General features: G+C 73.2%; 21 protein-coding genes. 19 read left to right on the top strand and 2 right to left on the bottom strand.

Annotation, left to right across the window (positions count from 1 at the left end; genetic code table 11):
- The first annotated feature begins 3 nt into the window (after window positions 1-3).
- The 8 genes from ACZ6TV_RS39065 to ACZ6TV_RS39030 all read left to right on the top strand — a co-directional run bounded on the left by ACZ6TV_RS39065 (window position 4) and on the right by ACZ6TV_RS39030 (window position 10,329).
- A complete protein-coding gene (locus ACZ6TV_RS39065; RefSeq protein ID WP_465303626.1) occupies window positions 4-1,956 on the top strand; it encodes a TIGR03960 family B12-binding radical SAM protein in 1,953 nt (650 codons plus the stop codon).
- Window positions 1,957-1,987: 31 nt separating this feature from the next.
- On the top strand, window positions 1,988-2,752 hold the full coding sequence (locus tag ACZ6TV_RS39060) for a TIGR03936 family radical SAM-associated protein (RefSeq protein WP_465303669.1): 765 nt from the start codon (window positions 1,988-1,990) through the stop codon (window positions 2,750-2,752).
- A gap of 132 nt (window positions 2,753-2,884) precedes the next feature.
- Window positions 2,885-5,776 (top strand): Rne/Rng family ribonuclease, encoded by a 2,892-nt coding sequence (locus ACZ6TV_RS39055; protein WP_465303624.1) that lies wholly within the window; start codon window positions 2,885-2,887, stop codon window positions 5,774-5,776.
- A 127-nt stretch (window positions 5,777-5,903) separates the two neighbouring features.
- A complete protein-coding gene (gene rplU / locus ACZ6TV_RS39050) occupies window positions 5,904-6,218 on the top strand; it encodes a 50S ribosomal protein L21 (RefSeq protein ID WP_033365478.1) in 315 nt (104 codons plus the stop codon).
- Between the two features lie 10 nt (window positions 6,219-6,228).
- Window positions 6,229-6,486 carry a 50S ribosomal protein L27 gene (rpmA, locus tag ACZ6TV_RS39045; RefSeq protein WP_033365480.1) on the top strand — a complete coding sequence of 86 codons (258 nt, stop codon included), beginning with the start codon at window positions 6,229-6,231 and terminating at the stop codon, window positions 6,484-6,486.
- Window positions 6,487-6,719: 233 nt separating this feature from the next.
- A complete protein-coding gene (obgE, locus tag ACZ6TV_RS39040) occupies window positions 6,720-8,174 on the top strand; it encodes a GTPase ObgE (RefSeq protein WP_465303621.1) in 1,455 nt (484 codons plus the stop codon).
- A 69-nt stretch (window positions 8,175-8,243) separates the two neighbouring features.
- Window positions 8,244-9,164 carry a GNAT family N-acetyltransferase gene (locus ACZ6TV_RS39035; RefSeq protein ID WP_465303619.1) on the top strand — a complete coding sequence of 307 codons (921 nt, stop codon included), beginning with the start codon at window positions 8,244-8,246 and terminating at the stop codon, window positions 9,162-9,164.
- 16 nt (window positions 9,165-9,180) lie between these two features.
- Entirely contained in the window at window positions 9,181-10,329 is a 1,149-nt protein-coding gene (locus tag ACZ6TV_RS39030; RefSeq protein WP_465303617.1) for a hypothetical protein, read from the top strand.
- On the opposite strand, the gene trpS is transcribed toward ACZ6TV_RS39030, so the two are convergent.
- The gene (gene trpS / locus ACZ6TV_RS39025) at window positions 10,262-11,293 is read right to left on the bottom strand and encodes a tryptophan--tRNA ligase (RefSeq protein WP_465303615.1); all 1,032 of its coding nucleotides are present in this window, start codon (window positions 11,291-11,293) and stop codon (window positions 10,262-10,264) included. The two genes, ACZ6TV_RS39030 and trpS, sit on opposite strands and share 68 nt — an antisense overlap.
- 271 nt (window positions 11,294-11,564) lie before the next feature.
- On the opposite strand from trpS, the gene ACZ6TV_RS39020 reads away from it, so the two are divergent.
- A complete protein-coding gene (locus ACZ6TV_RS39020) occupies window positions 11,565-11,753 on the top strand; it encodes a hypothetical protein (protein WP_465303613.1) in 189 nt (62 codons plus the stop codon).
- 5 nt (window positions 11,754-11,758) lie between these two features.
- On the top strand, window positions 11,759-12,337 hold the full coding sequence (locus ACZ6TV_RS39015; protein ID WP_465303611.1) for a hypothetical protein: 579 nt from the start codon (window positions 11,759-11,761) through the stop codon (window positions 12,335-12,337).
- Window positions 12,338-12,413: 76 nt separating this feature from the next.
- Here ACZ6TV_RS39015 and ACZ6TV_RS39010 read toward each other — a convergent pair whose 3' ends face one another.
- Window positions 12,414-12,632: a DUF397 domain-containing protein gene (locus ACZ6TV_RS39010; RefSeq protein WP_033365485.1), complete on the bottom strand. Its 219-nt coding sequence runs from the start codon at window positions 12,630-12,632 to the stop codon at window positions 12,414-12,416.
- An 85-nt stretch (window positions 12,633-12,717) separates the two neighbouring features.
- Between ACZ6TV_RS39010 and nadD the strand changes: the two genes are divergently transcribed.
- The 9 genes from nadD (at window position 12,718) to ACZ6TV_RS38965 (ending at window position 22,947) form a co-directional block, all read left to right on the top strand.
- Window positions 12,718-13,311, top strand: a complete 594-nt coding sequence (gene nadD, locus ACZ6TV_RS39005; protein WP_354786400.1) for a nicotinate-nucleotide adenylyltransferase — start codon at window positions 12,718-12,720, stop codon at window positions 13,309-13,311.
- An 80-nt stretch (window positions 13,312-13,391) separates the two neighbouring features.
- Window positions 13,392-13,775, top strand: coding sequence for a ribosome silencing factor (gene rsfS, locus ACZ6TV_RS39000; protein ID WP_465303608.1), 384 nt, complete (start codon window positions 13,392-13,394; stop codon window positions 13,773-13,775).
- 34 nt (window positions 13,776-13,809) lie between these two features.
- Complete coding sequence (locus tag ACZ6TV_RS38995) at window positions 13,810-14,409, top strand: histidine phosphatase family protein (RefSeq protein WP_465303606.1); 600 nt, start codon at window positions 13,810-13,812, stop codon at window positions 14,407-14,409.
- A 41-nt stretch (window positions 14,410-14,450) separates the two neighbouring features.
- Window positions 14,451-14,831 carry a hypothetical protein gene (locus ACZ6TV_RS38990; RefSeq protein ID WP_465303604.1) on the top strand — a complete coding sequence of 127 codons (381 nt, stop codon included), beginning with the start codon at window positions 14,451-14,453 and terminating at the stop codon, window positions 14,829-14,831.
- A gap of 17 nt (window positions 14,832-14,848) precedes the next feature.
- Window positions 14,849-15,715 carry a DegV family protein gene (locus ACZ6TV_RS38985; RefSeq protein WP_465303602.1) on the top strand — a complete coding sequence of 289 codons (867 nt, stop codon included), beginning with the start codon at window positions 14,849-14,851 and terminating at the stop codon, window positions 15,713-15,715.
- Window positions 15,716-15,800: 85 nt separating this feature from the next.
- The gene (locus ACZ6TV_RS38980) at window positions 15,801-16,547 is read left to right on the top strand and encodes a ComEA family DNA-binding protein (RefSeq protein WP_465303600.1); all 747 of its coding nucleotides are present in this window, start codon (window positions 15,801-15,803) and stop codon (window positions 16,545-16,547) included.
- Window positions 16,544-18,853 (top strand): DNA internalization-related competence protein ComEC/Rec2, encoded by a 2,310-nt coding sequence (locus tag ACZ6TV_RS38975; RefSeq protein WP_465303598.1) that lies wholly within the window; start codon window positions 16,544-16,546, stop codon window positions 18,851-18,853. Before ACZ6TV_RS38980 ends, ACZ6TV_RS38975 begins: the two co-directional genes overlap by 4 nt.
- A 36-nt stretch (window positions 18,854-18,889) precedes the next feature.
- Window positions 18,890-19,873, top strand: coding sequence for a DNA polymerase III subunit delta (gene holA / locus ACZ6TV_RS38970; RefSeq protein ID WP_465303596.1), 984 nt, complete (start codon window positions 18,890-18,892; stop codon window positions 19,871-19,873).
- Window positions 19,870-22,947 carry a hypothetical protein gene (locus tag ACZ6TV_RS38965; RefSeq protein WP_465303594.1) on the top strand — a complete coding sequence of 1,026 codons (3,078 nt, stop codon included), beginning with the start codon at window positions 19,870-19,872 and terminating at the stop codon, window positions 22,945-22,947. Before holA ends, ACZ6TV_RS38965 begins: the two co-directional genes overlap by 4 nt.
- Window positions 22,948-23,000: the final 53 nt, after the last annotated feature.

Raw genomic sequence — 23,000 nt, 5'->3', positions numbered from 1 at the left:
CCCGTGAGCGTCGCAAGCGTCTTCCCGCAACTCGAGCGTCTGCTGCCCAGGATCAGCAAGCCGATCCAATACGTGGGCGGTGAGCTCGGAGCGGTCATCAAGGACTGGGACTCCGTCACCGTGCGGTGGGCCCTGTCCTATCCCGACGCCTATGAGGTCGGCCTGCCCAACCAGGGCGTCCAGATCCTCTACGAGGTGCTCAACGAGCAGCCCGACGTGCTCGCCGAGCGCACCTACGCGGTCTGGCCCGACCTGGAGGCGCTCATGCGCGCCGAAGGTGTGCCGCAGTTCACCGTGGAGGCGCACCGCCCGGTGACCGCGTTCGACGTGTTCGGCATCTCGTTCGCCACCGAGCTCGGCTACACCAACATGCTCACGATGCTCGACCTGGCCGGCATCCCGCTGGAGTCCCGCGACCGGGACGAGCGGCACCCGGTCGTCGTCGCCGGTGGGCACGCCGCGTTCAACCCGGAGCCGATCGCCGACTTCATCGACGCCGCCGTCCTCGGCGACGGCGAGGAAGCCGTCCTGGAGATCACCGGCATCGTGCGGCAGTGGAAGGCCGACGGCTCGCCCGGCGGCCGCGACGAGCTGCTGCTGCGCCTGGCCAGGACCGAGTCGGTCTACGTGCCGCGGTTCTACGACGTCGACTACCTGCCCGACGGCCGCATCCAGCGGGTCGTGCCCAACCGGGCCGACGTGCCGTTCCGGGTGCACAAGCGCACCACCATGGACCTGGACGCGTGGCCCTACCCGAAGCGCCCGCTGGTGCCCCTGGCCGAGACGGTCCACGAGCGCTACGCGGTCGAGATCTTCCGCGGGTGCACGCGGGGCTGCCGCTTCTGCCAGGCGGGCATGATCACCCGCCCGGTGCGGGAGCGCTCGATCACCACCGTCGGGCAGATGGTCAAGGAGGGGTTGGAGTTCTCCGGCTTCCACGAGGTCGGCCTGCTCTCGCTCTCCTCCGCCGACCACTCCGAGATCGGCGACATGTGCTCCGGGCTGGCCCAGCAGTACGAAGGGACCAACGTGTCCCTGTCGCTGCCCTCGACCCGGGTCGACGCGTTCAACGTGACCCTGGCGCAGGAGCTGGCCCGCAACGGCCGGCGCACCGGCCTGACCTTCGCGCCCGAAGGCGGCTCGGAGCGGATCCGCAAGGTGATCAACAAGATGGTCACCGAGGAGGACCTGATCCGGACCGTCGTCACGGCGTACACCAACGGCTGGCGGGCGGTGAAGCTGTACTTCATGTGCGGCCTGCCGACCGAGACCGACGAGGACGTGCTCCAGATCGCCAAGCTGGCGCACGAGGTCATCCGGGCCGGCCGCGAGGCCACCGGCTCCCGCGACATCCGGTGCACGGTGTCCATCGGCGGGTTCGTGCCGAAGCCGCACACGCCGTTCCAGTGGGCGAAGATGGAGACCCCGGAGGTCATCGACCACCGGCTCCGGGCGTTGAAGAACGCCATCAACAGCGACCGCAACCTCGGCAAGGCGATCGGCTACCGGTATCACGACGGCCAGCCCTCCCTGATCGAGGGCCTGCTCAGCCGGGGCGACCGGCGGGTCGGCGCGGTCATCCGGCGGGTCTGGGAGTCCGGCGGCCGCTTCGACGGCTGGTCCGAGCACTTCTCCTACCAGCGCTGGGTCGACGCCGCCGGTGAGGTCCTGCCGGGCTTCGGCGTGGACCTGGACTGGTTCACCACCCGCGAGCGCGACCAGAACGAGGTCCTGCCGTGGGACCACCTCGACTCCGGCCTGGACAAGGACTGGCTCTGGCAGGACTGGCAGGACTCGGTCACGGGCTTCGAGCAGGACGACTGCCGGTGGACGCCGTGCTTCGACTGCGGCGTGTGCCCGAGCCAGGACACCGAGATCCAGATCGGCCCCACGGGCAAGAAGCTGCTGCCCCTGACCCCGGTGGCCACGGGACTGCGGGTGCCGACCCGTGGCTAAGCGTCAGCCCGAGGGTGGCCAGGACCCCGTCGTGCAGCGGATCCGGCTGCGCTACGCGAAGCGGGGCCCGATGCGCTTCACCTCGCACCGCGACTTCGCCCGTGCGTTCGAGCGGGCGCTGCTGCGGGCCAATGTGCCCATCGCCTACTCGCAGGGCTTCACCCCGCACCCCAAGGTCTCCTACGCCTCGGCGGCGCCGACCGGGGTGGCGAGCGAGGCGGAATACCTGGAGATCGGCCTGCGGGCGGTGGTGGACCCCGCGGACCTGCGGGCCGCCCTGGACGCGGCGCTGTCTCCCGGCCTCGACGTGCTCGAGGCCGTCCAGTCGCCGCTCAACGGCGGCGGCAGCCTCGCCGACCGGATCGACGCGTCGGCGTGGCACATCGAGCTGCCCGGCATCATGCCGGAGGACGCCGCGAAGGCGGTCCAGACCTTCCTGGACGCCTCCGAGGTGCTCGTGGAGCGGCTCACCAAGCAGGGAAAGCGGGTCTTCGACACCCGGGCGGCCGTCGTCCGCCTCGGTGTGATCGGGGTCCCTTCGGCCCTCGGTGGCGTACCTTCCGAGGTCACCGAGGCACCGTGTGCGATACTCGACCTTGTCGTGCGGCAGGGAACCCCGACCGTGCGACCCGATGATGTGCTGTCCGGTCTGCGTGTTGTAGCCGACCTGGAGCCTCCGGTCCCGCCTCGTGCGACCCGACTGGCTCAGGGCGTGCTGACCGCGCAGGGAGAGTTCGTCGATCCGCTCGCCGCGGATCGGCCGGCGGTCGTCGTCGGGGCTTCGTCACTGGAGTAGTCGGCGAGGTTGGCAGACTTTCGGCGGATCGTCCGTGCGAGCGGATACCTCCGCCGGCACAACATATATGCGGTGCCCCCGTGTGGCTGCGTTTGTACGCGCCCGGGAGCGCCAGAACTGGAGAACGTCCGCATGTTCGACAACGAGTCGGCAAGCGGCGAGGCAACCGGCGACGAGCCGGTTGCAGACGCCGCTACCACCGAAGAGACCACGCCCGTCCGCCGCACGCGGCGCCGGACCACCAAGGCGGCCGCCGCGGCGGCCGACCCGGACACGGCACCGGCCGAGGCCGCACCCGCCCCCGAGGCGGAAGCGGCACCGGCCGAGGAGCCCGCGCCGGTCCGGCGGACCCGCCGCAGGGCGGTGAAAGCGACCACAAGCGACGAAACGGGCGAATTGGGCGAGTCCGGACAGCAGACGCTGCCGCTGGACGCCGAGGAGCCGGCCGCCGCGCCGGTCAAGGCCACCCGCACCCGCCGCCGCGCCGTCAAGGCCGCGCCGGTCGAGGAGCCGGAGCCGCTCCCGGTCGCCGACGCCGAACCCGTCGCCGCCGAGGAGCCGGTCGAGGAGCCCGTCGAGGAGCCCGTCGCCGAGGAGCCCGTCGAGGAACCGGTCGAGGAGCCGGTCGTCGAGGAGCCCGTGGTCGAGGAGCCGCCGGCCCGCCGGGGCCGCCGTGCCGCGCCCATCCAGGTGCTGTTCATGCCGCCGAGCGAGGAGGTCGAGCCGGTCCGCCCGGCCACCGTCACGCCCGCCGCCGCGTCCGGCATCGACCCGTTCGCCGCGCCCGTCGCGCCGGTCGCCGTCGGCTACGACGACGAGGACCTGGGCGAAGAGCCCGTCGAGGAGCCCGTCGGCCGCAGCCGCCGGCGCCGCGGCCGCCGCACCGTCGAGGAGGCGCCCGTCGCCGAGGCCCCGGTGGAGACCGAGGAGCCCGAGGCCGGGGAGCTCGGGGCCGAGGACGACGAGGACGACGACGAGTTCGAGCCCGGCACCCGCCGCCGCCGGCGGCGCGGCCGCCGTGGCCGGGGTCGTGGCCGCGGCACGCTCGGCGAGGACATCGACGACGTCGAGGGCGACGGCGAGAGCGAGGCCGAGGGCGAAGAGGCCGCGGCCGACGAGGACGCCGAGGCCGCTGACGACGGCGACGAGGACGGCGAGGGCCTGACCCGCCGCCGGCGCCGCCGCCGGCGCAAGGGCTCCACCGACACCGAGCCCGCCGACGACCCGCACGTGGTCGTGAAGATCCGTGAGCCGCGTCCGGCCGCCCGCGAGCGCGACCGCGACGAGGTGCAGGGCATCTCCGGCTCGACCCGCCTGGAGGCCAAGCGGCAGCGCCGCCGGGACGGCCGCGAGCAGCGCCGGACCCGCCCGCCGATCCTCTCGGAGGCGGAGTTCCTGGCCCGCCGCGAGGCGGTCGACCGCACGATGGTCATCCGGCAGAAGAACGACCGCACGCAGATCGCGGTCCTGGAGGACAAGGTGCTCGTCGAGCACTACGTCACCCGGGCCTCGTCCAGCTCGATGGTGGGCAACGTCTACCTCGGCCGCGTGCAGAACGTGCTGCCCAGCATGGAGGCGGCGTTCGTCGACATCGGCCGGGGCCGCAACGCGGTGCTCTACGCCGGCGAGGTCAACTGGGACGCCACCGGCCTGGAGGGCCGCACCCGCTCCATCGAGCAGGCCCTCAAGTCGGGCGACTCGGTGCTGGTGCAGGTGACCAAGGACCCGATCGGCACCAAGGGTGCCCGGCTCACCAGCCACATCGCGCTGTCCGGCCGGCACCTGGTCTACGTGCCGCACGGCAACGCCTCCGGCATCAGCCGCAAGCTCTCCGACATCGAGCGCAAGCGCCTGCGCGACGTGCTGAAGAACCTGGTGCCCGACGGCGCCGGGGTCATCGTGCGCACCGCGGCCGAGGGCGCCAGCGAGGACGACCTGGCCCGCGACGTGAAGCGGCTGCAGGCGCAGTGGGAGGCCATCCAGTCCAAGTCCGGCAGCAGCAGCGCGCCGGCCCTGCTCTACGAGGAGCCGGAGCTGGTCGTGCGGGTCGTCCGCGACCTGTTCAACGAGGACTTCCACGAGCTGGTCATCCAGGGCAACGACGCCTACGAGTCGGTCGAGCCGTATCTGTCGCACGTGTCGCCCGACCTGGTCGACCGCGTCAAGCGGTACACCGGCGTCAATGACGTCTTCGCGGACCTGCGCATCGACGAGCAGCTGATCAAGGCCCTCGACCGGCGGGTGTTCCTGCCCTCCGGCGGCAGCCTCGTCATCGACCGCACCGAGGCGATGACCGTCATCGACGTCAACACCGGCAAGTACACCGGCGCCGGCGGCAACCTCGAGGAGACGGTCACCCGCAACAACCTCGAGGCGGCCGAGGAGATCGTCCACCAGCTGCGGCTGCGCGACCTCGGCGGCATCATCGTCATCGACTTCATCGACATGGTCCTGGAGTCCAACCGCGACCTGGTGCTGCGCCGGCTGACCGAGTGCCTGGGCCGGGACCGGACCAAGCACCAGGTCACCGAGATCACATCGCTGGGCCTGGTCCAGATGACCCGCAAGCGGGTCGGTCAGGGCCTGCTCGAGGCGTTCAGCGAGACCTGCGAGGTGTGCAAGGGCCGCGGCTTGATCATCCACACCGAGCCGATCCCGGAGAAGCGCGGCGGCGGCAGCGGTGGCGGCGGCAGCGCCGGCAGCAACGGTCACGCGCCCGCGAAGGCGGCGACCGTCACCAGCGGCGTGGACGAGTCCGACGTGCAGCCGGCCCGCAGCAGCCGGCGGCGTGGGCGCCGGGGCGGCGCGGCGGTCGCAGAGGTCACCGACGAGGAGACCGCGACGGACACCGACACCGTCGACGTGCCGCACACCGTCGAGGACGTCGAGGAGGACTCGGAGTTCACGCCGATCGCCTCCGAGGACGACCCTGACAACATCGACGAGGACGACGAAGAGTCGACGGGGAACGGCGCGCGCCGCCGGACCCGCAGGGGTGGCCTGCGCAGGCGGACCCGCCCCTGATTTGGGGGGTGCGCCACCGATGGCGTACCCTTCTCAAGGCGCACTTTCGTGCGTCGGGTCTTTGCGTGCTTTGTATGGGTGACGCGGATGACCAACCGCCAGTAGCTACGACAGGAGTCCGCGTCCGATGTACGCGATCGTCAAGACCGGCGGCAAGCAGTACAAGGTCGCCGAGGGCGATGTGATCGAGGTCGAGAAGCTCGCGGGCCAGCCTGGCGACTCCCTGTCGCTTGCGGCGGTGCTGCTTGTCGACGGCGAAGATCTCATCACCGACGCGGCGAAGCTTGCCAGCGCTGCGGTGACCGCTGAGGTCGTCGCGCACACCAAGGGTCCGAAGATCCGGATCCACAAGTTCAAGAACAAGACCGGCTACCACAAGCGCCAGGGTCACCGCCAGCCGCTGACCCAGGTGAAGGTCACCGGCATCTCCACCGGGAAGTAGGGGCAGCGCGATGGCACATAAAAAAGGTGCGTCCAGCTCGCGGAACGGGCGCGACTCCGCTGCCCAGCGGCTCGGCGTGAAGCGTTTCGGCGGTCAGCTGGTCAACGCCGGCGAGATCATCATCCGGCAGCGCGGCACCAAGTTCCACCCGGGTGACCTGGTGGGCCGCGGTGGCGACGACACGCTGTTCGCGCTCGCCGCGGGCCACGTGCTCTTCGGCACCAAGCGGGGCCGCAAGACGGTCAGCATCACCCCAGCCGCAGGCTGAAGTTTCTTTTCCGGACGGCGGGCCGGGGGCATATACGCTCCCAGCCCGCCGTTCGTGTTTGTACAGGCTTTTGTACGGGCTTTTTGCAGGGCGCGTGATCCGCGGGCTCGCTTTCGCGGGTCCGGTGTTTCGGGGGCTCGCGACTGCGGGCCTGTTGCCGGCTCGCGGTGTGCGTCCGGTGTTCGGGGTTCGCGGTTTCGTGGGCCCGGGTTCGTGAGTGAGGGGATCGGGTCGTGACCACGTTCGTTGACCGGGCCGTGCTGCACGTGAGGGCCGGTGACGGTGGCCACGGCTGCGTGTCCATCCACCGCGAGAAGTTCAAGCCGTTCGGCGGCCCCGACGGCGGCGACGGCGGTCACGGCGGCAGCGTCAAGCTGGTCGTCGACCCGGGCGTGCACACGCTGCTGGACTTCCACTTCCACCCGCACCAGAAGGGCGGCAACGGCGTCGGCGGCGCGGGCAACGACCGCGACGGCGCCAACGGGCAGACCCTCGTCCTGCGGGTGCCGGACGGCACCGTCGTGCAGAGCACGGACGGTGAGATCATCGCCGACCTGATCGGTGAGGGCACCGAGTTCGAACTGGCCCGTGGCGGGCGTGGCGGGCGCGGCAACGCGTCGCTGGCCAACACCCGCCGCAAGGCGCCCGGCTTCGCGGAGCTCGGCGAGCCCGGCGAAGAGATCGACGTCGTCCTGGAGCTCAAGAGCGTCGCCGACGTCGGCCTGGTCGGCTTCCCGTCGGCCGGCAAGTCGTCGCTGATCTCGGTCATCTCCGCGGCCCGGCCGAAGATCGCCGACTACCCGTTCACCACTCTGGTGCCCAACCTCGGCGTCGTGCAGGCCGGCGACAACACGTTCACCGTCGCCGACGTGCCCGGCCTCATCCCGGGCGCGGCCACCGGCAAGGGCCTCGGCATGCAGTTCCTGCGGCACATCGAGCGCACGGCGGTGCTCGTCCACGTGGTCGACACGGCCGCGCTGGAGACCGAGCGCGACCCGGCGTCCGACATCGACGCGATCGAGGCCGAACTGGCCGCCTACGGTGGCCTGGAGGACCGGCCGCGGATCGTCGTGCTGAACAAGATCGACGTGCCGGACGGCCGCGACCTCGCAGACATCATGCGCGGCGACCTCGAGGAGCGCGGCTACGCCGTGTATGCGGTGAGCGCCGTCACCCACGAGGGGCTGCGCGAGCTCATCTTCGCCATGTCCGAGCTGGTGCTGGCGCAGCGCAAGCAGGCGCCGCCGCCGGAGCGCACCCGCATCGTCATCCGCCCGGTCGCCGTCGACGACAGCGGCTTCACGATCAAGCAGGACGCCGAAGGTGTCTACGTGGTCAGCGGCGGCGCGCCCGAGCGGTGGGTGCGGCAGACCAACTTCGACAACGACGAGGCCGTCGGGTACCTTGCCGACCGGCTCGCCAGACTCGGCGTGGAAGACGCGCTGAAGAAAGCCGGCGCAGTGCCCGGATCGCCGGTTCGTATTGGCGTCCGTGAATTCGACTGGCAGCCCAACACGTATTCGGCGGACGACTACGTCCCCGGTAACCGCGGCACCGACTACCGCCTCGAGGAGCCCAACAAGCGGGTGCGTGCCTCGGAGCGCAAGGCCATGCGGGGGGCTCGTCGCCAGCCGTACGAGACGCTGGAACTTTCAACCGCGGGTGACGACGACGAGGACGACTTTTAACCCGGCGCGCAACAAGAATCGCTGGTCAAAGGAAACATCGGGGAAATCCCGGGTGCGTACCGTCGTTCCATGTTGATCGAGCAACGTCCATCGGACGACTCGGAAGTGATCGCGCTCGTGGTCGATCAGCAGGTCGAGCTGCGGACGCGGGACGGCGGCCGCGACGGCCACGTCTATGCGGTCGACCCAACCGCACGCTATCTCGTCGCGGTCATGGGCGGTGACGCGGTCGCCTGCGGCGCCCTGCTGGCCGCCGACATCGACGTCGCCGAGGTCACCCGGCTCTACGTGCGCCCCAGCTTCCGTGGCCGGGGGGTGGCCCGGCGGGTGCTCGCCGCGCTGGAGGATCTCGCCGCGTCGCGCGGGCACCGGGTGCTGCGGGTCGAGACCGACGTGACCTCACCCGACGCGATCGCCCTGTTCCTCGCCGCCGGGTACCGGCCCATCCCGCGATTCGGCGGCTATGTGCGGTACGAGGGCAGCCGCTGCTTCGAGAAGCGCTTCGACGACACCGCCCGGGAGGTCCGGGTGACGCGCCGGGCGCCGGGTGATCCGACGGTGGTGGAGCTGCTCGCGGCGGCCGCCGACGAGATGGCCGGCCGTTACGGCCGCATGGCGCCCCGTGCCCCGGTCGGCGCGGCGGCCCGGTTCGTGATCGCCACCGTCGACGGCGCCGGTGCGGGCTGCGGCGCGATCCAGCCGCTCGACGACCGGACCGTCGAGCTCAAGCGGATGTACGTGCGACCCGCGCACCGCGGCACCGGCATCGCCCGCCGGGTCCTCGCGGCGCTGGAGGATCTCGCGGTCGGCTCGCACTACCCGCTCATCCGGCTGGAGACGGGTAACCGACAGCCCGAGGCGATCCGTTTGTACGAATCTGCGGGTTACCGACCGATTCCACCCTATGGGCCGTACGTACACAGTCCGCTCAGCCTGTGCTACGAAAAGCTCGTTATTGCCTCCGAGCCCATCGCGTCCGAGCTCGCGTGAGGCTAATGTTCGGTCGGTGGGCATCCTTGAACGGCTGACCCGACCGGCCCGATCGCCACGTGAGCGCTTCGCCGACCAGGTGCTGGCGGAGTTGCGCAGGCTCGGGGTCCGTGACGCCGAATTCCGCCCGTCCCAGTTCGCGATCGTGTGTGAGTGCGGCCAGGACGCGTACAGCTGGCTGTTCCTCGCCAAGGCGTTCAGCCAGTATCAGCGCAGCCCCGGCGACCGGAAACGGTTCGTGCGGGACTTCGTCGCCAGCAGCCTCGCGCCGCCGGCCCAGCCGGAGACGTTCGACGAGGCGCTGCCGAAGCTCCGCCTCGCGCTGCGGCACGCCGCCCGCGGCACCCGTACGCTGCGCCGTCCCGCCCTGCCCCACCTCGACGAGGTCGTGCTCGTCGAGGACGTCCCCGTCGACCTGGACAGCCCCGGCCGCTGGGGGGTGAGCGCCGAGGAGATCTTCGCGGCCGCGCACGACCACACCCTCGCCCGCGCCGAGCTGCCGGCCAGCGCCGCGCTGTTCGGCCCGTCGGTGCTGCACGTGCCCGACTACTCCGGCGAGCATTTGGTGTCGTGGGTGCTCCTGGAGGGGTGGCTGGCCGAGCTCGACGAGCAGGTCGGCGGGCGGGCCGTCGCGTTCCTGCCGAGCACGCTGATGCTGCTCGTCTGCGCTGACGAGCCCCGCCTCGTGGAGCAGCTGTACGACCTGGCCGCCGACGAGTACGCGCGCACCCCGGTGCCGCTGTCGCCCATGGCGTACACCACCGACGACGACGGACGCGTCGTGCCCTTCGACCCGGAGCCGGGTCACCCCGCCTTCCACGCCGCCGCGAAGGCCCGCCGCCGTCTCGCCACCGACGTGGCCGAGCACCAGCGGCGGACCCTCGCCGACCCGCGCCTGTCCGACTGCACCTTGACCGCCCGCCCCGACGGCTCCACGTTCACCACCGCCGTCTGGGCCGTCGGCTCGCCGACGCTGCTGCCCGTCGTCGACTTCGTCGGGGTGGCGCTGCCGGGGGAGCGGGTCTTCTACGTGCCGTGGGCGCTGATGGTCGAGGCGGACCTGCTGATCGAGGAGATCGACTTCCGGCCGGCGCGCTTCACGACGGTCGACCGGCCATCGCCGGCGTCGCTGGGCTACCTGCGGGAGCGCGCCGTCCACCTGTGAGGCCGAGCGCCGCCTTCGTCCTGCGGACCGTCTGGCCGGCCCGCTCGGCGGCCCGCTCGGCGCCCTTCGCGAGGACGGCTTCGATCTCCTCGTCGGTCAGCTCGTGGTAGCGGCGCCGGATCGGCTCCAGGGCGGCGATCACCGCGTCCGCGAGGTGCGTCTTCAGCGCGCCGTATCCGCTGTTCCCGTGCTCCTCGGCGACCGCCCGCGGGTCGCGGTCGGTGAGCGTGCCGAGGATGTCGAGGAGGTTGGCGACGCCGGGCTTGCCCTCCGGGTCGTACACGACCTCCGTGCCCGCGTCGGTGACCGCTCGCATGATCTTGCGGCGCAGCACGTCGGGCTCGTCGAGCAGGAACAGCACGCCCGCGGTCGAGGCGTTGGTCTTGCCCATCTTGCGGGTCGGGTCGGCCAGGTCCGCGATCCGCGCGGCGACCTCCGGGTGGACCGCCTTCGGCACCGTGAACGTGGCGCCGTACCGCTCGTTGAAGCGCTCCGCGAGGTCGCGGGTCAGCTCGACGTGCTGGCGCTGGTCGCGGCCGACCGGTACCTCGTCGATGTCGTGCAGCAGGATGTCGGCCGCCATCAGGACCGGGTAGGTCAGCAGCGACAGCCGTGAGCCGCCACCGCCGCCCTTCTCCTTGAACTGGATCATCCGGTGGACCTCGCCGTAGCCGGCCACGCATTCGAGGAGGTAGTGCAGCTCCAGGTGGGCGGCGACGTCGGACTGGCGGTAGAGCAGGGCGTGGTCCGGGTCGACGCCCGCGGCGAGCAGCAGCCCGGCGACCTCGCGGGACAGGGTCTGCAGCAGGACGGGATCGTGCGGCACGGTCAGGGCGTGCAGGTCGGCGATGAACACGACGGTGGGCTGCTCGTGCTGGCCGCGGACGACGGGTCTGATCGCGCCGACGTAGTTGCCGAGCTGGAGCGGGCCGGTGGGCTTGAACCCTGAGATGCGACGGGACATTCGGGGCCTCCTCGGGTCTTCGGCGGCCGACCCGTCCCAGGACATGCGAAAAAGACCGTCCGGAACGGACGGCCTCGGATGGGGATGTGTCTGCGTGCGTGCAGGTCAGCGGCCGCCCCTAGCGGGCGCGCCAGCTCATCGCACGGTGCAGCATGCGTCGATTCTACCAAGCTTGCAGTGGTCTCAGTGGCCCCCTCTCTGGCCCCTCCCAAACGGCGGATCCAGGTGTTGGCTGGTGCGTGAGCGGAGGTCCGATCGGGGGAGGCACGACATGCACGGGATGACGGGGACGGGCGTCGACGTGGAGAGGGACCGGCACTGGCTGCGCCTGAGCTGCCCGGGGTGCCTGGGATGGCTGGGGGTGCCCGGGGAGGTGCCGCCCGGGGTGGCGGGGCAGCTGGTCGCGCGGCGCATCGACGCGTTCGTGCAGCGGCACGCGCTGTGCGGCCGAGGGCGGTGACGACGATGTTGCGGCAGTTCCGCCTGTACGCGGGATGCCCGCTGGACGACGAGCGGGCCGACCTGTTGTTCGACCGGGCCCACGACCTCAGCGTGGAGGTGGTGCCGGCCGAGGGCCTGGCCTGGGTGGCGTTCGACCGGGTCGCGCCGACGCTGGTCGACGCGGTCGTGTCCGGGGTCCGTGACCTGGACGCGGCGGGGGTGGGCATCGCCGGGGTCGCCGGCGACGATCCGCTGGTGACGCTGGAGGTGATCGCGGCGCGGGCCGGGCGGCCGGTCGAGGTCGTGCGCGGCTGGACGGGCGCCGGGTCCTCGGCGGGCGGTGCTCCTGCGCCGGGTGCGGGGTTCCCGGCGGGTGGTGCTCCTGGGCCGGTCGCGGGGTTCCCGGCGCCGGTGCGGGACCATCCTCGGCGGCCGGTCTTCCACTGGCCGGACGTGGCGGCCTGGCTCGACCGGCACCGGGCCGCGGTGCCGGTCGGCGCGGACGCCGAGGCGACCCTTGAGGCGGTCACGCTCGCGCTGCGGCTGCGCGCGCTGGCGCCGCGGCTGGAGCGGATGCCGCCGATCCGGTCGCTGCTCTACTGACCGCGCTGCCGACCTGGTCCGGGGGAGGCCGTCGTGTTCCTGCGGCGGCCTCCGCCGTCCCTCTGGGGGCCTCGGCTCAGACGTCGAACTCGCCGTCTTTGGCGCCGGCGACGAAGGCGTCCCACTCGTCCTGGGTGAAGACGAGCACCGGGCTGTGCGGGTCGGCGCCGTTGCGCAGGCCGATCAGGTCGTCGACGAACGCGACCTCGACCCTGCTGCCGTGGCTCTCGCCGGGCGCGGAGCGCCACACGGCGCGGGAGCTGTCAAAGGCACCCTTGGGGTGCGACAACGTCATGGCCCTTGAGGCTACACGTCCGGCGCGCGGCGGCGGAACCGGAACACACGTCCGGGCGACGCCAGCTGATCATTACGATGCCAGGATGCGCGTGGGCATCATGGGTGGGACGTTCGATCCGATCCACCACGGTCACCTGGTCGCCGCGAGCGAGGTGGCCGACCGGTTCGGGCTCGACCAGGTGGTGTTCGTGCCCACCGGTGACCCCTGGCAGAAGAGCCGGTCGGCGGTCAGCTCGCCGGAGGACCGCTACCTGATGACGGTCATCGCGACCGCTTCCAACCCGCGGTTCACGGTCAGCCGGGTCGACGTCGACCGGGACGGGCCCACGTACACCGTCGACACGTTGCGTGATCTGCGCGACACCTACGGCCCCGAGGCTGAACTGTTCTTCATCACCGGCGCCGACGCGCTGAACAAGATCTTGTCCTGGAAGGACGCCCGGGACCTGTTCGACCTCGCGCATTTCGTCGGCGTGACCCGGCCTGGATTCGAGCTCGACGCCTCCCACCTGCCGGCGGACTCGGTCTCGCTGGTCCAGGTGCCGGCCATGGCGATCTCCTCCACCGACTGCCGGCGGCGGGTCGAGGAAGGCAAACCGGTCTGGTACCTGGTCCCCGATGGAGTGGTGCAATACATCGCTAAGCGGGGTTTGTACCGAAAAGTCGACAACATCTGAGCGGCAGACTGTCGTACGGGCGTGAGAGGCTAGAACGAGCCCGGCGCAGCAGGCCGGGGCAGACCGACGAAGGGAGCCCGGTGCCCGCGACTGAGCGTGCCATCGAGCTGGCGCTCACCGCTGCACAGGCGGCCGCCGACAAGAAGGCCGAAGACATCGTCATCCTGGACGTCGCCGACCGCATGGCCATCACCGACGCGTTCGTGGTGACCTCTGCGCCCAACGAGCGACAGGTCCTGGCGATCGTCGACGCCATCGAGGAGCGGCTGGCGCAGCTGCCCGAGAAGGCGAAGCCGGTGCGCCGCGAGGGCGAGCGGGGCGGACGCTGGGTGCTGCTGGACTACGTCGACATCGTCGTACACGTGCAGCACACGGAGGAGCGGGAGTTCTACTCGCTCGACCGGCTCTGGAAGGACTGCCCGGTCATCGAGTTCGTCGACCGCGATCTGCCCGCGCCGGCGTGATCCGCCGTCACCGCAGCGTCGTGGAGGTGGCGGCGTGACCCGGCTGGTGCTGTGGCGGCACGGGCAGACCTCCTGGAATGCCGGGGGGCGGGTGCAGGGGCAGATCGACACGCCGCTGTCGGAGACGGGGCTGGCGCAGGCCGCCGCCGCGGCGCCCCGGCTCGCGGCCCTGCAGCCCGCCGTGCTCGTCAGCAGTGACCTGCGGCGGGCCAGCACCACCATGGCCGCCCTCGCCGCGCTCGTCGACGTCCCGGTCACCTATGACCCGCGGCTGCGTGAGCGCAGCTTCGGCGAGTGGGAGGGGCTGACCCACCCCGAGATCGGTGCGACGTGGGCCGACGCGTTCGAGCGGTGGCGGCGGGGCGAGCCCGTCGACGCCGCCGACGTCGAGGAGGTCGACGCGCTGAGCAAGCGCATGACCGACGCCCTGGAGGAGATCGTGTCCGCGGCGCCGGACGGCGCGACGATCATCGTCGCGACCCACGGCGCCGTGGCCCGGCACGGCACGTGCGCGCTGCTCGGGTGGCCGCACTCGCTCGCGCCGACCCTGGGGGCGCTGCAGAACTGTCACTCCACCGAGCTGCGGTTCGACGCGACGCGGGGCTGGCAGCTGGCGGGACACAACCTGCCGTGACCCTGCGGAACCTGGTGGGTGGCGGTAGCGTCGAAGGGGTCATGGCAGTTCGCTCCGTGCTTCTCGCCGCCGCCTGCGCGCTCGCGCTGAGCGGCTGCGGCACATCGCCGTCCACCCCCGCCGAGCCTCCTTCCGCCGGGCCGTCGATGTTCGTCGCGCCTTCCTCCGCCGGGGTGCCGTCTGTCGGGGCGCCGTCCGTGGCCGCGTCCGGTGTCTCCCTCACCGGGGAGGTCGTCGAAGGGGTCGAGGCGGGCTGTCTGCTGCTCAAGACCCCCGGCACGCTGTATCTGCTGATCGGCGGTGACCGGGCCGCGCTGCAGGTCGGCAAGCAGGTCACCGTCACCGGCAGCCCGCAGCCCGGCATGATGAGCACCTGCCAGCAGGGCACCCCGTTCCAGGTGACCTCGGTCCGGAGCGGCTGATCGGCTACGGTGCCGTCATGACCGGCTCTCACCCCGCCGTTGCCGTAGTCACCGACTCGACCGCCTGCCTGCCCGCCGACCTGGCCGACGACCCGTCCAGACGGCTCACCGTCGTCCCACTCGCCGTCGTCGTCAACGGCGTCCCCGGCCTCGAAACCGTCGACGTCGACTCCGCCACGGTCGCCGAGGCGCTCAACGCCCGCCGCGTCGCCGTCACCACCTCGAGGCCCTCCCCGGAGGCGTTCGCCGACGTGTACCGGCGCGAGCTCGCCGCGGGCGCGTCCGCCGTCCTGTCGGTGCACCTGTCGGCGAAGCTGTCCGGAACCTATGACGCGGCGACCCTCGCGGCGGCGGAGTTCGACGGCGCCGTCACCGTCGTCGACACCCAGTCCACCGGGATGGGCCTCGGCTTCCCCGCCCTCGCCGCCGCGGCGGCCGCGTCCTCGGGTGCGGCGCTGCCGGAGGTGCGGCAGGCGGCCCTCGACGCCGTCGGCCGGACGTCGACGTTGTTCTACGTCGACACCCTGGAATTCCTGCGGCGCGGCGGACGGATCGGGGCGGCAGCGGCGCTGCTCGGCACCGCGCTGTCGGTGAAACCGATCCTGCACACCACCGACCAGGGCGTCGTCGTGCGCGAGAAGGTCCGCACGGCGAGCCGCGCCCTGGCCCGGCTCGTCGACATGGCCGAGGAGGCGGCGGGGTCGTCGGTGGTCGACGTCGCGGTGCACCACCTGGCCGCGCCGGACCGCGCCGACGCGCTGCTGACCACGGTGAAGGAGCGATTCGGGGAGCGGCTGCGGGGGGCGTACCTGACTGAGGTCGGCGCGGTCGTCGGCGCGCACGTCGGGCCGGGCATGGTCGCCGTGGTGGTGCACGCGGTGTAGCCGTTGTCCACAAGGGCCGCGTTGTCCACAGCTCGCCGCTCCGATGGCGGCCCGCCGCCCGTGACCGGTCCTAGCGTGACCGGGCATGAGGCGCGCAACCGCAGACGAAGACAACGAGACGGCGGGGCGGCTGGCCAGGGTGGTCGGCCTGCCCCCGGATCCTGACCCTGACCCATATCCGTGGGACTCGCCGTCCACTTCGCGTCCCGCCGCCGCCGGCGGGTCGTGGCTGTCCGCCGTCGATCCCGGCCGGCGGGGCGTGCGGGCCCTGGCGGCCGTCGCCGCCCTGGTCCTCTGCGTCGCGGCGTTCCTCGCGTGGCGCTCCCGGCCGCAGGTCACCCCTGCGCCGCCGACCGCCGCGATCTCCACCGTCCCGTCTGTGGCGGCGGCCTCCAGCGCGCCCTCCCGGCTGGTCGTCTCCGTCAACGGCAAGGTCCAGCGGCCCGGCCTCGTCGAGCTGCCGGCCGGCGCCCGGGTCGCCGACGCCATCGCCGCGGCCGGCGGTGCGCTGCCCGGCGCCGACCTGACCGGCCTCAACCTCGCCCGTAAAGTCGTCGACGGCGAGATGATCCCGGTCGGTGTCCCCGCTCCACCGGGTGCCGCGGGGGCACCCGGACCGGGCGGCGGCAGCGGTGGCGGCGGCCCGGTCAACCTCAACACCGCCACGATCGCCGAGCTCCAGACGCTGCCCGGCATCGGTGAGGTCCTCGCCCAGCGCATCGTCGAGTATCGCGACCGTCACGGCGGCTTCCGCGCCGTCACCGACCTGCGCCAGGTCGAAGGCATCGGCGACGCCAAGTTCGCGCAGCTCAAGGACCGGGTGACGGTGTGAGCACCGACCTGCGCCTGGCCGGTGCCGCGGTCGGCTGCTGGCTGACCGCGCTCGGCTGCCTGTTCTGCCCCGCCCGGGCCGGCTGGTCCGTCGGTCTCGGCGCCGTCGCCCTCGCCGTGTGCTGGGCCCGGGTTCCGGTGCGGGTGCTGCGACCGACCCGCTGGGTGGTCGTCGCGGCGCTGCTCGGCGTCTCCTGCGGCGCGGTCGCCACCGCCGCCCGGGTCGGCGAGCGCGACGCCGAGCCGCTCACCGGTCTCGCCGCCGCGCACCGCACCGTGCAGCTCGGCCTGCGCGTCTCCGACGACCCGCGGCTCGGCCGCCAGACGGCGGGCCGGTCGCCGACGGTCATCGTCCACGCCCGGCTCACCTGGCTGGAGACCGCCGACGGGACCCGGGTCGCGCTCGGCGCCCGCGTCCTGATCCTCGCCGCCGACCGGGGCTGGCTGGGGCTGCTGCCGGGGCAGACGGCCGAGACCACCGGCCGGCTGTCACTGCCCGACGGCGGCGACCTGAGCGCCGCGATCATCTCCGTCACCGGCGCCCCGTCCCGCGTCGACCCGGCGCCGGCGGTGCAGCGGGCCGCCGGCAGGTTGCGGGCCGGCCTCCAGCGGGCCTGCCTGCCGCTGCCCGCCGAGCCGGGAGGCCTGCTGCCGGGGCTCGTCGTCGGCGACACGAGCCGGCTCGACCAGCAGCTCTCCGACGACTTCCGCGCCACCGGCCTGACCCACCTGACCGCCGTCTCCGGCGCGAACCTCGCGATCTTGGTCGGCCTGGTCCTGCTCCTCGCCCGATGGTGCCGGGCGAGCCCGAAGGTCGCCGCGGTCGTCTGCGTGCTGGCCCTCGCCGGGTTCGTCGTGCTGGTTCGGCCGTCGCCGAGCGTCCTGCGGGCCGCCGCGATGTGCGGTCTCGCCCTCGTCGCGCTCGCCCTCGGCCGCCCCAGGGCGGTGCTGCCGTCCCTCGCGACCAGCGTCCTCGTCCTCGTCGTGGTCGATCCGGAGCTGGCGGTCGACGCCGGTTTCGCGCTGTCCGTCCTCGCCACCGGCGGCCTGGTCCTGCTGGCGCCGCGCTGGGCGGAGGCGCTGCGGGCCAGGGGGTGGCCCGCGTTCGCGGCCGAGGCGGTGTGCGTGCCCGCCGCGGCGCAGGCAGCCTGCGCGCCCGTGATCGCCGCCATCTCCGCCGGGGTCAGCCTCACCACCGTGCCGGCCAACCTGCTCGCCGCGCCGGCCGTCGCCCCCGCCACGGTCCTCGGCATCCTCGCCGCGGTGACCTCGCCGGTCCTGCCCGGACTCGCCGAGTTCATCGCCTGGGTGGCCGCCTGGCCGGCCCGCTGGCTCGTCACGATCGCCCACCACGGCGCCGCCGTCCCCGACGGCGTCCTCCCGTGGCCCGGCGGCGTCTGGGGCGGCGTGGCGCTCGGCGTGCTCCTGGCGGTGCTGATCGTCGCGTTCCGCCGGCGGAAGGTCCGCCGGGCCGTCATCGCCGTCATCATCGGCGGCACGCTCGGCGCCGTGCCCGTCCGGGCGTTCACCGGCGGCTGGCCTCCACCCGGCTGGATCGTCGTGGCCTGCGACGTCGGCCAGGGCGACGCGCTCGTCGTGTCAGCCGGCGGCGGAGACGCCGTCGTCATCGACGCCGGCCCCCAGGCCGACCCCGTCGACCGGTGCCTGCGCGACCTCGGCGTGGAGCGGGTCCCGCTGCTGATCGTCAGCCACTTCCACGTCGACCACATCGGCGGCCTCGACGGCGTGCTGCGCCGCCGCCGCGTCGACCGGCTGCTCCTGCCCCCGTTCGCCGAGCCGGTCGCCGGCCGCCGGGCCGTCCTCGACCGGGGCGTCGCCGCCCTCGACGCGCCGGCCGGCACCACCTTCACCGTCGGCGACGTCGGGCTGACCGTCCTCGGGCCCGACCGGCAGGTGACCGGCACCAGATCCGACGTCAACAACAACTCGCTGGTCGTCGCCGTCACCGTCGCGGGGATCCGGGTGCTGTTCACCGGCGACGCCGAGACCGAGGAGCAGCTCAGCCTGCACGGCGCGGCGCTGCGCGCCGACGTGCTCAAGGTCGCCCACCACGGCTCCGCCTATCAGGACCCCGCGTTCCTGGACGCGGTCGCGCCGAGGATCGCCCTGGTCAGCGTCGGCGCCGGCAACGACTACGGCCACCCCAGCCCGGTGGTCCTCGCCCGGCTCGCCCGCGCCGGCACGTATGTCGCCCGCACCGACGAGCAGGGCGACGTCGCGGTCATCAGGGACGGGGACGGCCGGCTCGCGGTCGTGGGACACGGCCCGTCCGGACCGGCCCGCTGACGCGTGGAGAAATTCTTGTCGGGGGGTCGTGACACGATGACTCGCGTGTCTGGTTCTGGTCTGCCCCGCCTCCGCCTGGTGATCGGTGACGAGGAGCTGCTCGTCTCCCGTGCCGTCACCGACACCATCGCCGCCGCCCGCGCCGACGACCCCGACACCGAGGTCCACCGCCGCCCCGGCGGCGACCTGCTGGCCGGTGAGCTGTCCGAGCTGCTGAGCCCGTCGCTGTTCGGCGGGCGGCGGGTGCTGGTCGTCGACAGCGGGCAGGACGCCAAGAAGGACATCATCGCGGCGCTGCTCGCCTATGCCCGCGACCCCGAGGACGACGTCGTCCTCGTCGTCACCCACGCCGGCGGCGCCAAGGGCAAGGCCCTCGCCGACGGGCTCAAGACCGCCGGGGCCGACGTCGTGCCCGCCGCGAAGATCGGCAAGCACCGCGAGCGCGTCGACTTCGTGCGCAACGAGATCCGCCGGCAGGGCGGCAAGATGGGCGAGGACGCCGCGGAGGCCCTGCTGAGCGCCGTCGGCAATGACCTGCGCGAGCTGGTCGCGGCCTGTTCGCAGCTCGTCGCCGACACCGGCGGCAGGATCGACGTGGCCACCGTCGCGCAGTATTACCGCGGCCGCGCCGAGGTCTCCGGATTCACCGTCGCCGATGCAGTCATGGTCGGCGACACGGCCGCGGCCCTCGAAGCGCTGCGCTGGGCGATGCACGTCGGCGTCGACCCCGTCCCGATCGCCGACGCCATCGCCGACGGGGTCCGGACCGTCGCCCGGGTGGCCGCCGCAGGCAAGGGCAGCGCATATCAACTCGCCGGAAATTTGGGAATGCCTCCGTGGAAGGTCGAACGCGCACAGCGCCAAGCCCGTGGCTGGACGGCCGAGGCGCTCGTTGATGCCATGCGAGTGGCGGCAGAGTGCAATGCCGCTGTCAAGGGTGGCTCGGACGACCGCGGCTATGCGCTCGAGCGGGCTGTGTTCGCAGTGATCGCGGCGCGTGCTGGAGGAATAGGACGATGACGACGAGCAACGGGTTCGCCCCACAGGCGCCGCTGTATGTGCGTGCGCTGCGGCTTCGCCACCTGCACATCGGCGGATTCGTCAGTTTCATGCTGTTCGAGTGCATGATCGCGGCCGGCGTGCTGCTCGCACTCGCCGAGCTGGCCAGCTGGTGGGCGGTCCCCGTCCTCCCGGCCGTGGTCGCGATCATGGTCAAGGTCAATGACATGGCCATCGGAGGTTCGAAGCGGGTCCGGGCGCAGGCGCGTTCCGCGGCCCGGGGTTCATCCGAACGGGCGTCATCCACTCGGGTGGATCCCCCCACCGACTCCGACGAGCCGGCCTCCGCCGCTCGGCGGGCCACGACCGCGCTCGACCGCGCCGAGATGGCCAGAGGCGCGGGCAGCTCCACCGGGACCGGCGCCGGCGCCGCCGCCCGCGCCGCGGGCGCCGGCCGCGACCAGTCCGGCATCGGCGTGTCGGCCGCCGGGTCGGGCCGCGCCTCGGCCGGCAGCGTCGCCAGGTCCAGCGTCGCCGGCGCCTCGGCCGCCGCCGGCGCTCCGGGCCGGGCCGGCTCGCCGGGTGGCCCCGGTTCGTCAGGTGCTGGTTCGTCCGGTGACGGCGCTGCGGTCCCGGCCGGCAGCGGCGCCTCCGCCGGCAGCGGCACCGGCAATGCGGTCGGCGTCCGGCAAGGTGGCTCGGGCGGTTCAGGCGGCTCGGGCGGGGCGGGCGCGACGCGCACCGCGACCCGCCAGTCGGCGGGCGAGCCTCCGGCGCAGCGCAAGAAGGTCGGCGTCATCCGGATCTCGGTTCCGGCCCGGGACGGCGGCCCGGGCGGCACCCCCCGCCAGGCCGAGGCTCCGCCCAGCGCCGAATACGGGATCTCGCCCGCCAGCGACGCCCCGCCCACCCAGCCCACCGCCGACACCACGGGCCGCCGCGCCTTCCGCGACGGTGACACGGGTTCGGGCCGCGCCTTCCACGAGGGCGACACGGGCTCCGGCCGCGCGTTCCGCGACGGTGACAACACGGGTTCGGGTCGGGCGTTCCGGGACGATGACTCGGGGCAGCACGCGGCGTTCCGTGATGGGGACACCGGTGTGCATCCCGGGTTCCGGGCAGGGGAGGGCGGCGCGCACTCCGCGTTCCACGACGGTGACGGCCACCCGGAGTCGCAGGAGGGCGACACGGGGGTGCACCCGGCGTATCGTGCCGCGGACACCCGCAGGTCACGCGGCCGCGCCGACGAGGACGGCGGCGAGGGGCGCCACGGCCGGACCGGCGAGCACGAGGCGTGGGACCAGACGACCGGCGACAGCACCTGGCCGGCCCGCACCGGCTGGGACGAGTCGACCCAGCCCGCGGGGGCGGGCCAGCTCTGGGACCGGACCGCTCAGCGCCACGGCTACGACGACCAGACCACAGAGGTGTGGGACAGGACCGGCCAGGCCGGCGACCACGACCCCCGCACGGGCTGGGACCACGAGGCCCGCGTCCAGCAGCGCCGCGACGAGGAAGCATCGGACGGCCGCGGCTGGCACAGCGGCCCGGACGGCTACGACGACCGGCAGGACGCGTCGGACGGCAGCGGCCGCCGGCACGGGCAGGACGCCTCGGACGGTCGTGGTTGGCAGGCTGCGCAGGACGCCTCGGACGGTCGTGGTTGGCAGGCTGCGCAGGACGCCTCGGACGGTCGTGGTTGGCAGGCTGCGCAGGACGCCTCGGACGGTCGTGGTTGGCAGGCTGCGCAGGACGCGTCCGACGGTCGCGGTTGGCAGCACGGGCAGGACGGCTCGGACGGTCGCAGCCGGCAGGGGGCGCAGGACGCGTCCGACGGCCATGGCTGGCGGGTCGGGCAGGACGCCTCGGACGGTCCCGGCTGGCAGAGCGCGCAGGGTGGGCACGGCGCGCCGGAGTGGGACCGCGGCGACGACGGTCAGCGCTGGGACCGGGCGACGCCGGCGGGCTGGGAGCAGGGAGCCGGGCAGGACGCCGGCCGGGCAGAGGCCGGGTATGCGCCGGCCGCGGGCTGGGGTGCCGACGCGTCCGACGGGCACGACCGGAGCTCCGAGGACACGGGCGACGCCCGGCGGGGCGTGCGGCAGAACGACGGATCGTGGAGCGGGCACCCGGGCCGGGTCGAGCACGCGTCCTCCGGTGAAGGCCGGCAGGCGTGGGGCGAGGACACCGTCGCGGGCTGGGGCAGCGAGGCCGCCTGGGCAGGTCAGGCAGGCGCCCACGACAGCCAGGCCAACTGGGGCGACGAGACCGTCTGGGGCGACCGGGTCGCTTGGATCGCCCGCGCCGCGGGACGTCCGGACGCCGGCCGGTCGGGCTACGCGCAGAGCCAGGCAAACGGTCACGGCGACGGCCACGCAAACGGTCACGGCGGCGGCCCGGCGAGCTATGCGGAGGGCCAGGCAACCGGCTACGGCGACGCCCAGGCGGGCTACGCGCAGGGCCAGGCAACCGGCTACGGCGCCGGCCAGGCGGACTACGCCGCTGGTCAGGCTGGCTATGACGACGGCCGGGCAGGGTATGTGGATGGCCGGGCGGGGTACGGCGGTGCCGACGGGCAGACGGGCTACTCCGACGCTCAGGGCGACGCTGCCGGCGGGCAGCCCGGATATGGCGGCGCCGGTGGGCAGGCTGGTTCGGGTGGTGACGGGCAGGCCGCGCATGGTGACGGGCACGGGCACGGGCACGTGACGCACGGTGAGCCGGTCGACCCGTGGGCCGACTGGGACGACGAGACCGGCTGGGCGGACCAGGCGCAGTGGGGCGCCGCGCCGGGCCGGGGTGGTCAGACCGGCTGGGCGGCGGGGCAGGCGGCGTGGAACGGGTACGAGACCGCCGACGAGCCCGACCCGAACGAGCCGACGCGACCCGTCGAGAACGGCAGGTCGGCGGGCAGGGACGCGACCAGCGGCCGGCACGCGCAGCGGCAGCCGGGCGGCCGGCGGCGAGCGGACGACACGGGGCACTTCTCGTCGGGGCAGTTCCAGTCGGGCCGGCACGCCGAGCGGCCGTGGCGGACCGATGAGGATCTGACCAGGCAGCGGACCGGAGGGTTCAACCAGGGCCGCTTCGCCTGACGGACGGTCCGGGGAGGGTCGCGCGGCACAGCCGTTCGAGCAAGCGGGGAGAT

The sequence above is a fragment of the Dactylosporangium sp. NPDC051087 genome, from assembly GCF_055586325.1.
The sequence above is the reverse complement of the archived record's forward strand: the minus strand, read 5'-3'. Positions and strand labels throughout refer to the sequence as shown.

Excerpts from the sequence above, each read along its gene's own strand:
- ACZ6TV_RS39055 (WP_465303624.1), top strand. The coding sequence starts at position 2,885 with ATGTTCGACAACGAGTCGGCAAGCGGCGAGGCAACCGGCGACGAGCCG.
- rplU (WP_033365478.1), top strand. The coding sequence starts at position 5,904 with ATGTACGCGATCGTCAAGACCGGCGGCAAGCAGTACAAGGTCGCCGAG.
- rpmA (WP_033365480.1), top strand. The coding sequence starts at position 6,229 with ATGGCACATAAAAAAGGTGCGTCCAGCTCGCGGAACGGGCGCGACTCC.
- ACZ6TV_RS39035 (WP_465303619.1), top strand. The coding sequence starts at position 8,244 with ATGTTGATCGAGCAACGTCCATCGGACGACTCGGAAGTGATCGCGCTC.
- trpS (WP_465303615.1), bottom strand. The coding sequence starts at position 11,293 with ATGTCCCGTCGCATCTCAGGGTTCAAGCCCACCGGCCCGCTCCAGCTC.
- ACZ6TV_RS39020 (WP_465303613.1), top strand. The coding sequence starts at position 11,565 with ATGCACGGGATGACGGGGACGGGCGTCGACGTGGAGAGGGACCGGCAC.
- ACZ6TV_RS39015 (WP_465303611.1), top strand. The coding sequence starts at position 11,759 with ATGTTGCGGCAGTTCCGCCTGTACGCGGGATGCCCGCTGGACGACGAG.
- ACZ6TV_RS39010 (WP_033365485.1), bottom strand. The coding sequence starts at position 12,632 with ATGACGTTGTCGCACCCCAAGGGTGCCTTTGACAGCTCCCGCGCCGTG.
- nadD (WP_354786400.1), top strand. The coding sequence starts at position 12,718 with ATGCGCGTGGGCATCATGGGTGGGACGTTCGATCCGATCCACCACGGT.
- ACZ6TV_RS38990 (WP_465303604.1), top strand. The coding sequence starts at position 14,451 with ATGGCAGTTCGCTCCGTGCTTCTCGCCGCCGCCTGCGCGCTCGCGCTG.
- ACZ6TV_RS38985 (WP_465303602.1), top strand. The coding sequence starts at position 14,849 with ATGACCGGCTCTCACCCCGCCGTTGCCGTAGTCACCGACTCGACCGCC.
- ACZ6TV_RS38980 (WP_465303600.1), top strand. The coding sequence starts at position 15,801 with ATGAGGCGCGCAACCGCAGACGAAGACAACGAGACGGCGGGGCGGCTG.
- holA (WP_465303596.1), top strand. The coding sequence starts at position 18,890 with ATGACTCGCGTGTCTGGTTCTGGTCTGCCCCGCCTCCGCCTGGTGATC.
- ACZ6TV_RS38965 (WP_465303594.1), top strand. The coding sequence starts at position 19,870 with ATGACGACGAGCAACGGGTTCGCCCCACAGGCGCCGCTGTATGTGCGT.